Origin of the sequence: Blautia sp. AM28-27, assembly GCF_003480905.1 — a bacterium.
Taxonomy (GTDB): Bacteria; Bacillota; Clostridia; order Lachnospirales; family Lachnospiraceae; genus Fusicatenibacter; species Fusicatenibacter saccharivorans.
Genome location: NZ_QUJK01000036.1, coordinates 1 through 2,455, shown reverse-complemented (window position 1 = coordinate 2,455; position 2,455 = coordinate 1). Strand labels below are relative to the sequence as shown.

The 2,455-nt window shown below is 45.7% G+C and carries 2 protein-coding genes and 1 pseudogene; all 3 read left to right on the top strand.

Features of this window, described 5'->3' with window-relative positions; translation table 11 throughout:
* Positions 1–273, top strand: a pseudogene (locus DW743_RS18220) (IS66 family insertion sequence element accessory protein TnpA); the annotation flags it as partial.
* Positions 267–611 (top strand): IS66 family insertion sequence element accessory protein TnpB, encoded by a 345-nt coding sequence (gene tnpB / locus DW743_RS17770; protein ID WP_009246070.1) that lies wholly within the window; start codon positions 267–269, stop codon positions 609–611. The pseudogene DW743_RS18220 and the gene tnpB, both read left to right, overlap by 7 nt.
* 150 nt (positions 612–761) lie before the next feature.
* Positions 762–2,378, top strand: coding sequence for an IS66 family transposase (gene tnpC, locus DW743_RS17765; RefSeq protein WP_117762295.1), 1,617 nt, complete (start codon positions 762–764; stop codon positions 2,376–2,378).
* Positions 2,379–2,455 lie beyond the last annotated feature (77 nt).

Below are 2,455 nucleotides of genomic sequence, written 5' to 3'. Positions count from 1 at the left end.
CAGAAAGGTTGTGTGGATTTGCCGGCGTCAACTGGACGCACCTATCGCGCACCAGAAAGCCAGGAAGTTGTCAGAGTGGAGTTTCATGATACTGACCCGATTCCTTATGAACAGCCATTAAATGTAATTCCGGCAGCTACGGAAAGGAATAACTTTTCTGTAGCAGAGTCAATGAAGCTGTCTGTAGGCAGCTTTCATCTAACAATACCAAATGGAACAGATCCTCAGCTTCTGGCTCAAACGCTTCGAATTGTGAAGGAGCTGGAATGTTAGGGGATATCACAGCCGCCGATGAAATCTATATCGTAACAGGCAGAACGGATATGCGGAAATCCATTGACGGGCTGTGTGCTATTGTAGAGGATCAACTCCATATGGATCCAAGGCGAAGTGCCCTGTATCTTTTCTGTGGAAAACGTTGTGACAGGATCAAAGCTTTGCTCTGGGAATCTGACGGATTTGTGCTGCTGTATAAACGTATGGAAGTTCAGGGCAGGTTTCGCTGGCCCAGAAATCAGCTGGAAGTAAAACAATTGACCTGGCAGCAATTCGACTGGCTCATGTCCGGGCTTGAAATCGAACAACCCAAGGCATTCAAACCTACGGAATGATCGCGTAAAACATCTATGCCAACCAACAGAAACGGAGGGACTTCTCACCCTGTATCATGTCTGAAATCCCTTGTAAATGCTGGGTTTTCTGCTTCTTTTTCATTGCTTTTTATAGTATAATAAGAGCAGTGAAAAAGGAGCAGAAAACATATGGCTGGCAATTCAAAAGATTCAAAAATCCTTGCGTACAAGGACATGATCAACCAACTGAATAAGACGATTTCCACACAGACAGAACTGATCCAGTCTTTACAAAAAACATTGGAAACAGACCGGCTGGAAAAAGAAAACTTTCGTCAGCAGATTGAATATCTCACGAAGAAACTTTTTGGTACTTCCAGTGAAAAACGGAAAGATATCGATGGCCAGTTGAATCTTTTTGATGAAGCCGAGCAGGAAGCAGATCCGACATGGGAACAGGAACTTCCTGATGACATCACTGTTCCGGAACATAAGAGAAAAGCAAGACGGACACATGCTGATCTCTTTAAAAATGTTCCTTCCTGCGACGAGATCATTTCTCTTCCGGAGGAGGAGCGAAACTGTCCAACCTGCGGAACGCAGATGGAATGTATTGGGAAAGAATTCGTCCGCCATGAATTTCGTTTTACCCCTGCCAAGGGAAAAGTAGTAAATATCTATCGTGAAACCTATAAATGCCCGGAGTGTGCCATATCAGAGGAACATCCGGATGATCAGACATTTGTCAAAGCCCCTGTTCAGGAAGCATTGATCCCGGAAAGTTATGCATCGGAATCCGTTGTCGGATGGGCAATGCACCAGAAGTACCAGAATGGTCTGCCGTTAAACAGGCAGGAAGAGGACTGGAAGCAACTGGGTGTCCCATTAAGCCGGGCTACGCTTGCTAACTGGATCATTTACTGTGCCGAGAATTATCTCCGTCATGTTTATGATTATTTTCACCGTCAGTTACGGATGCGTAAATATCTGATGGCAGATGAAACCCGGGTTCAGGTACTGAATGAGCCGGAGCGTAATCCTGAAACGGATTCCTGGATGTGGCTCTTCCGCAGTGGAGAAGACGGACTTCCGCCGATCCTGCTCTACCATTACACAGAGACAAGGGCAAAGTTCCATGCAGCATCTTTCCTACAGGGGTTCAGCGGATATCTGGAGACGGATGGATACCAGGGTTATAATAATCTGCCGGACATCAAACGCTGCTCTTGCTGGGCACATGTGAGACGTTACTTCACAGATGCCATACCGAAAGGGAAAGAGTATGATTACAGCCTTCCGGCAGTGCAGGGAGTACAGTTCTGTTCCAAGCTGTTTGATTGTGAGCGGTACTCAAAAGCAAAAAATCACACTGCGGAGCAGAGAAAACAATTTCGTCTTGAAAAGGAGAAGCCAATACTGGAGGCATTCTGGAATTGGCTGGATCAACAGCGCCCAAACAAAGGAACCCGTTTGGCGAAAGCGGTAAACTATGCCCAAAATCGGAAAGACACCCTGATGACTTATCTGGAAGACGGTCATTGCAGTTTGTCCAATAATCTTAGCGAGAATGCAATCAGGCCATTCACTGTCGGCCGGAAGAACTGGCTGTTCAGTGCCAGTCCGAAAGGAGCTGCCTCCAGTGCTATTGTGTATACAATGGTCGAGATGGCAAAAGCGAATGATCTGAATACCTATAAATATCTGACATATCTCTTATCACAGCGGCCAGACGATAAAATGTCAGATGAACAGTTGGAACAGCTTGCCCCATGGAGCGAGACTGCGAAAACGAACTGTCAAAACTAAAATAGAGTAAAACGCTTGCATCTATCATTTTGGTGCAAGCGTAATTCATGAGTAACGTAGCAATATTTTGCGCTTAC